8 protein-coding genes and 1 pseudogene are annotated in these 6,224 nt (G+C 71.5%); 3 read left to right on the plus strand and 6 right to left on the minus strand.

Features of this window, described 5'->3' with window-relative positions:
- Positions 1-16 precede the first annotated feature (16 nt).
- The 4 genes from ABZ459_RS50970 to ABZ459_RS50985 all read right to left on the minus strand — a co-directional run bounded on the left by ABZ459_RS50970 (position 17) and on the right by ABZ459_RS50985 (position 2,613).
- Positions 17-364, minus strand: coding sequence for a hypothetical protein (locus ABZ459_RS50970; protein ID WP_357988241.1), 348 nt, complete (start codon positions 362-364; stop codon positions 17-19).
- Positions 365-608: 244 nt separating this feature from the next.
- The gene (locus tag ABZ459_RS50975) at positions 609-1,922 is read right to left on the minus strand and encodes an ABC transporter permease (protein ID WP_357988244.1); all 1,314 of its coding nucleotides are present in this window, start codon (positions 1,920-1,922) and stop codon (positions 609-611) included.
- Positions 1,919-2,101, minus strand: coding sequence for a hypothetical protein (locus ABZ459_RS50980; protein WP_357988247.1), 183 nt, complete (start codon positions 2,099-2,101; stop codon positions 1,919-1,921). The genes ABZ459_RS50975 and ABZ459_RS50980 overlap by 4 nt, the downstream gene beginning before the upstream one ends.
- A complete protein-coding gene (locus ABZ459_RS50985; RefSeq protein ID WP_357988250.1) occupies positions 2,050-2,613 on the minus strand; it encodes an ABC transporter ATP-binding protein in 564 nt (187 codons plus the stop codon). The genes ABZ459_RS50980 and ABZ459_RS50985 overlap by 52 nt, the downstream gene beginning before the upstream one ends.
- A 178-nt stretch (positions 2,614-2,791) precedes the next feature.
- Between ABZ459_RS50985 and ABZ459_RS50990 the strand changes: the two genes are divergently transcribed.
- A complete protein-coding gene (locus tag ABZ459_RS50990; protein ID WP_357988253.1) occupies positions 2,792-3,112 on the plus strand; it encodes a hypothetical protein in 321 nt (106 codons plus the stop codon).
- 158 nt (positions 3,113-3,270) lie between these two features.
- On the opposite strand, the gene ABZ459_RS50995 is transcribed toward ABZ459_RS50990, so the two are convergent.
- Positions 3,271-3,864 (minus strand): winged helix-turn-helix domain-containing protein, encoded by a 594-nt coding sequence (locus tag ABZ459_RS50995; protein ID WP_357988256.1) that lies wholly within the window; start codon positions 3,862-3,864, stop codon positions 3,271-3,273.
- Positions 3,865-4,065: 201 nt separating this feature from the next.
- On the opposite strand from ABZ459_RS50995, the gene ABZ459_RS51000 reads away from it, so the two are divergent.
- Positions 4,066-4,242, plus strand: coding sequence for a hypothetical protein (locus ABZ459_RS51000; protein WP_357988258.1), 177 nt, complete (start codon positions 4,066-4,068; stop codon positions 4,240-4,242).
- 189 nt (positions 4,243-4,431) lie between these two features.
- The gene (locus tag ABZ459_RS51005) at positions 4,432-5,127 is read left to right on the plus strand and encodes a hypothetical protein (RefSeq protein ID WP_357988261.1); all 696 of its coding nucleotides are present in this window, start codon (positions 4,432-4,434) and stop codon (positions 5,125-5,127) included.
- Between the two features lie 53 nt (positions 5,128-5,180).
- Here ABZ459_RS51005 and ABZ459_RS51010 read toward each other — a convergent pair.
- A pseudogene (locus ABZ459_RS51010) lies at positions 5,181-6,224 on the minus strand (ISL3 family transposase); the annotation flags it as partial.

Consider the following 6,224-nt stretch of genomic DNA (forward strand, 5'->3'; position numbering starts at 1 on the left):
CTTGACCAGATGATGGTTACGGCGACGCCCAGCACCACAAGGTTGGCCGCGGCCAGGTACCAGCGGCGCGCGACCAGATAGAAGCAGGCCGCACGAGCCCGCGCACGGTCCCGGCAGGCTCGGCGATGAGCACCAGCAGCGTGAGCACCGTGGCCGCCACCAGAGTCGCCGCGGTGACGAAGAAGGGCACCAGCACCGGAGGCACCCACGTCGCGTCCACGACCAGCACGCTCACCGCCGCCGCACCCGCGGCCCACACGGCCAGCGCCCTCCCGGCGGCGCGCCGGTAGGCCTGCCAGAAGGCGCGCGCCGGAGCGTCGAACCCGGCGAAGGCCCCGAAAGCCCCGCCAGCGCGGGTGCGCACACCAGCGACAGCACGGCGAAGAACGGCCACGGCGCCAGCGGGTCCCGCACGATCGCGAGGGCCGCGAGCAGCGGCGCGCACGACACGGTGAGCAGCACGTTCGTTCATGAGCCACGCGTAGACGGCGCCCAAGATCCGCTCGTACGTCTCCTGCAGTTGACCGGGACGCGGCTACGCAGGACGTACCCCTGACCGCACGGATTGCCTCCCTCGGCGGTCCGAGCACGGCGTCAGGTCTGCAAAGTCAATCGGGCACAAGGGCGCCGTGCCGTGCCTGGCGCGTGGCGGCCAGTCCTCCAGCCAAGCCGCTGACGGTGCAGACCAGCACCAGCCCGGCGTACTGCGGCAGGGAGTAGGCGAACCACGGCTCGCCGGTGGCGGCCTTGCCAAGCGTGGTGAGCGAGGCGGCGGCGATGCCCGTTCCGAGCAGCGTCCCGGCACCTGTCACGATCAGCATCTCCCAGCACACTGCTCTCGCGAGCTGCCGCGGCTTGGTCCCCACCATGCGCAGCAGCCGGATCTCTCCGGTGCGCTCGGCCATCGTCATGGCCGTCGCGTTGAGCACCGAGATCACGGTGTAAACCACCGCCGATCCCACCAGCATCGGGGCAACCCACACCCCCGGACCGGTACGGGTCACCCCCGCCGCCGCATCCGTGGTCGCCACGGCGAACAGGAAGGTGCACGCCAGCGCCACGGTCAACATCACCGGAGACGCCGCCGACATTGCCCGGCGTGGCTGAGCGACCAGCGAGGACCTGGCCAGCATCCCGGCACCCGGATCGAGCCGGGCCGCCACGGCTCCGAGCAGCCATCCCAGCCCCCGCAGCGCGACGGGGCCCAGCGCGGACGCGGCCACGCACAGCGCCATCGTCGCCCCCAGCGCGGTCGGCACCGCGTCCTTGACCTTGACCTGCGGCACGAGCCACAGCAGCGCGATGCCGCCGGCCAGCGCCGCCGCTCCGGTGACGGCCCTGGTCCAGGGCAGCAGCCGCCGCTGCGCCGCGCTGTCCCGCAGCACCTCCAGTGGGCCCACACCGACGGCCTTGCGCGCCGCGAGGCGGGCCGCGAGCAGCGTCACCGCCGGCCCGACCACGAGCGCCACGATGAACGGCCCCATCGTGACCTCCACTGGGATGCCCTCCGGTGCCAGCCCGGTCATCCGCATGAGCGCCGCCATCACCGCGGCGTACGGCACGGCCAGCACGCAGCCCGCCGCGCTCGCCAGCACGGCCACCACCAGCGCCTCCGCCGTGATGAGCCGGCCTACCTGCCGCGGCGTCATGCCGACCGACCGCAGCAGCGCCCAATTCCTGCGCTGCCGCAGCACGTGCAGGCTCAACATGCCCGCGACCACGAAGATCGACACGAATCCCGACACCGCGGCCGACAGCAGCAGCAGCCCTATGACGCCGTTCAGTTCCTTGCGCGTGGCCGCGCCGGCGACCACCAGGCCGCTACCGCCGACCAGCGTCACGGCCAAGGCCACCGCCACGAACGACGCGGCGAAGCTCATTCGGTTGGCCCGTACGTTGTTCCAGGCCAGGACGAGTGTCACCGGCCGCCGCCCAGCCGCATGCCGATCTGGTCGGCCGAGGGCCTGTCCAGGACGTCGACGATCCGCCCATCTGTCAGGAACAGCACGCTGCCCGCCCGAGCCGCCGCCTCCGGATCATGCGTGACCATCACCACCGTCTGGCCGAACGCGTCGACCGCCTCCCGCAGCAGCGCCAGCACCTCGTGTCCGTGCTGCGGTCCAGCGCCCCGGTCGGCTCGTCGGCGAACAGCACCTCCGGCCTGCCGAGCAGGGCGCGGGCGATCGCCACCCGCTGCTGTTGGCCGCCGGACAGCTGCGCCGGGCGATGCCCCTCCCGTCCGGCCAGCCCGACCCGATGCAGCAACTCGCGCACGTGTGACGTGTCGGGCCGCCGCCTGGCCAGCCTGCTGGGCAGGATCACGTTCTGCCAGGCGGTCAGCGACGGCACCAGGTTGAACGCCTGGAAGATGACGCCGACCCGGTCGCGGCGCAGCACCGCCATTTCCGTCTCCCGCAAGCGGGTGATGTCCTGGCCGGCGACGCGAACCGCGCCCGAGTCCGGCCGGTCCAGCCCTGAGGCACACTGCAGCAGCGTGCTCTTGCCCGACCCCGACGGGCCCATCACGGCGGTGAAACTGCCGCGCGGGAAGGCGACGCTGACCTGCCGGAGCGCGGCCACCTCGGTGGCACCCCTTCCATATGTCCTGGTCACTTCCTCAAGGAGGACCGCATGATCATTGATGATCAGCAGCGTGCCGGAGCGAGCGCACCCCAGCCATCCGGTATCTCCCCGAATGATCCCTGAGCCCGGCCGCACGCCTCCAGGGAGTGCCTGGGCACTGTGACAGTCAGGGGCGAGCAGGCCGGCGCGGGCAGCGTGGCCCGTCGACGTGGTCATCTCCAACTCCGCCATCAACCTGTCTACCGACAAACCCGCCGTCCTGGCCGAGCCCTTCCGCGTGCTGCGGCCCGGCGGCCGCCCGGGCTGCCTCAGAGACGTCATCGCCGACGACGGCCTGGACCCGGCCGCCCGCGCGACCGCCGAACCGCTCGTCGGCTACGCCAACGGCACCCTGACCGCCGGCGCGTACCGCGAACTGCTGCAGGCGGCCGGCTTCGTCGGCATCCAGATCACGCCCGTCACCGACGCCGGCGACGTGCCGCGGGAGGTCACGAAGGCTGTCGGGTCGAATGCCGGCAGGTCTGGCTGAGGGGTGACTCAGCGGGTGACGGCCGGGCTGATCAGGCATGCGACCGATTTTTGGCGCTGGCGAATACACCGGCGCGCTGTTTGCCGGGGAAGTTGATGGTCCCCGCTCCCCGCTGCCGGCGGCGCGACTGGGCGGCGCCGCCGGACGGGCTGTCGCCGCTACCGGTTCGGCCGGCTGAGCAGGGTCAGGCCGGTTTCGGTGGGGTTGTGCAGGACGTTGCCGTGATGCCGGCGCGTCGTGATCAGCCCCGCCTCCCGCAGCACGGCGGTGTGCTGGCTGACCGCCGCCGCGGAGATGTCGAGCCGGCCGGCCAGGGCGCCGGTGGTGGTCACCCCGTCGGCGATGGCGGTCAGCACCGAGGCGCGGGTGCGTCCCAGAAGGTTGCCCAGCGCCCCCGCCGGCGGGCCGGCCGCCCACACACCCGGCCCCTGATCGGGGCCGACCGGCGCCGGATAGATCAGGATGCACTCGGCCGCGTCGCGCGCGTCGTGCATCACCGCGGGCGTGCGCAGGAAGAACGAGGGCTTCAGGACCAGGCCTCGCCCGTCCAGGACGAAGTCTCCGTCCATCGAGGGGTCGCAGTCGATGCGCAGGACGGGCGGTGTCCAGCGGATGGTGCGATGCAGGCCGGCCAGCAGGCCGTCCACGTCGCGGTCGAGCATGACCGTGCCACGCCGGGAACGCTCGGCGCCCAGGTGCGCGCGGATGCCGCGCCAGTGCGGGCCGACCGAGGCCCGGTGATACGTCGCCACCGAACCTCCCGCCGGGCGCTGAGGGCGTCGGCGAGCCCGGCCAGCACGGACGGCACCCTGCCGTGGCGGCCGGCGTAGAAGTCCAGCTCCGCCCGGACGGCGGAGCGCGAACTGGACAGGAACGCCTGCGCGCTCTCGGCCAGGTCACGGCCGGGCCCGGCAAGGAAGGCCAGGTCGAAACAGGGCAACCGGCTGGGCGTGATGGCCGACAGCGCCGAGAAGCGCGCGTCGAGCACGCCGCGCACCCGGCGCCGCCACGCCCCGAACGTCGCCTCCTCCGCCCGCCCGCGCAGCGCCGTCAAGCTGAAGACCGTCTCGGCCATGGGCCCGAGCGTCGGCGCCACCCGCACCCGCGCCAGGTCGCCGGGCGTGAGGTGAATCCTGAGCATCGCCCTCCACATCGAGTCGCAGCAGCCCCCTGCGGCCGCGAGGGACGCTGGGCAGCGCGGTTAAGCCAGAACAGAAAAGCCTCACGGCACCCGATTTCTTCCTGCCAGGTGAGCGGGCCCCCTCGACGACGACCCTGAGGACACCCATGCAGGAAACCGCTCACGAACGGTCAGAGCGTTGCTGACAGCGCTCGCCGTCCTGACCGCCACCTTCGTCGCCCTGACCGTCTCCCCCGGCGCCGCCCGCGCCGACTGGGCCCATGACCAGTGCAGTTACGCCCAGCCGTACGAGACCACGAGCGAGCCGGAGGAATGGCTCGAACCCGTCGGCAAGATCTACCGCTACGGGTCACCCGATCGCGAAGTGAACGACACCATCCAGATCAGCGAGTCGGTGACGTCGCACACCACCCAGGACTTCGGCGTCTCTCTCGGCTTCAGCAAGATCGTCGAGATTGCCGGAAGCTTCCACTACACGATCCAGGAGTCCCTCGAGCACAACGAGATCGTGAGCCACCCGGTGAAGGCCCCCAAGGGCCAGTACTGGGAGGCGCGGCTGGTGACGGTGTGGAAGTTCGTCCGGACCCACAAGGGCTGGAAGACCGCCACCCGCTACTGCGGGTCGCATCTCGACAGCATCGTCCGCTGGCCACACGCCTACCACATCTGCGACTACCCGGCGGGCTCCCGGCCCGAGAGCCACTGCCGGGACTGGAAGTACGTGCTGCCCAGCGGCGGCGCCGGCAGCGGCGGCTCGGTCACCCCGCCCTCGTCCGGCCCGGCGCCGCCTTTGTCCGGCCAATGCGCCACCATGTGGCCGGACAATGGCCCCCCACGCGGCGCCCAAGGGGCAGGGCCGGGTCTGTCTAGATAACGGCTCTGTCGCAGAGAGATCGGCTCTGGCCCTCTTTCAGTGGTGACGGAGCGTTAGGCCAACAGGATGCGGTGGCGGAGCAGCGTGAAGCCGGCGCGGCCGTGCATCTGGCGCATGGTGCCCTTGGTCTTGGTGTTCACGCCTTCGGTGCCGCCGTTGTGGAACGGCAGAGTGACGGCCGCGTGGACGGCGTCGCGGTCCTGGTCGAGGCCGCGGATGAAGGCGTGCACGTGATGGAGGTCGGCGGTGCGGGCAGTGGTGATCCACGTGCTGAGGCGGTCGGCGTTGCCCATGCTCGGCCGGAGCAGGTCGGCAGAGTCGCGGACGAGCCCGGCCAAGTCGATCATCTCGGGGCAGGCCGTGGTGAACTCGTTGAGCAGCCGGCGACGCTCGTCTTTGAGGTTGTCGGGCCGCGTGAGCAGGAGCTGGGCGAGGCGGCGTGGGGAGATGGGCAGGCGGTCGGCTTCAACCCGGCCCTGGGTGATGTAGCGGTAGAGGAGATTGAAGCTGCCCGGGTAGCCGAGGGCTTTGATCTCGTTGAACAGGTGCAGGACGGGGACGGCGGGGTCGTCGGTTCGGCGGCGTTTGAGGTGGTCGCGGTAGGGGTCGACGAGGGTCGGCCGGTACTGCGGGGCGCGTTGCAGGCGTTCGGGTTCAGACACGCGCGCGTGGCGTTTGACGGTGTTGAGGCCCAGATTGAGGCGGCGGGCGCACTCCAGCAGGCCGACTCCCTTGCCGAGCAGGTCGTGGACCTGCTGCCAGCGCTCGCGGGTGCTCTGGGCGCGTTTGCCGTCTTGATCGGGGGCCCGGCCTTGGCCCAGCAGGCACTATGTGTGGCGACTTCCTTGGTGACGGCCTCACCGAGGTCGTGCCATCGATGCCAGCGATCACTCACCTGGACGGCGTCAGGCAGGGCGCGGTGGATCGCTTCGGCGTAGGCGCCCGAGCCGTCTCGGCACACGATCTGCACTCCGGGATGGGTGCGCAGCCACGCCTCCAGCACATCGGCGGTGCGGCCGGGTAGAACGTCGATGCGCTCTCGGGTCTCGGCGTCGATCAGCACGGTGGCGTAGCGGTGGCGCCGACGCAGGGCGAAG

This window comes from Nonomuraea sp. NPDC005692 (assembly GCF_040631115.1).
Taxonomy (GTDB): domain Bacteria; phylum Actinomycetota; class Actinomycetes; order Streptosporangiales; family Streptosporangiaceae; genus Nonomuraea.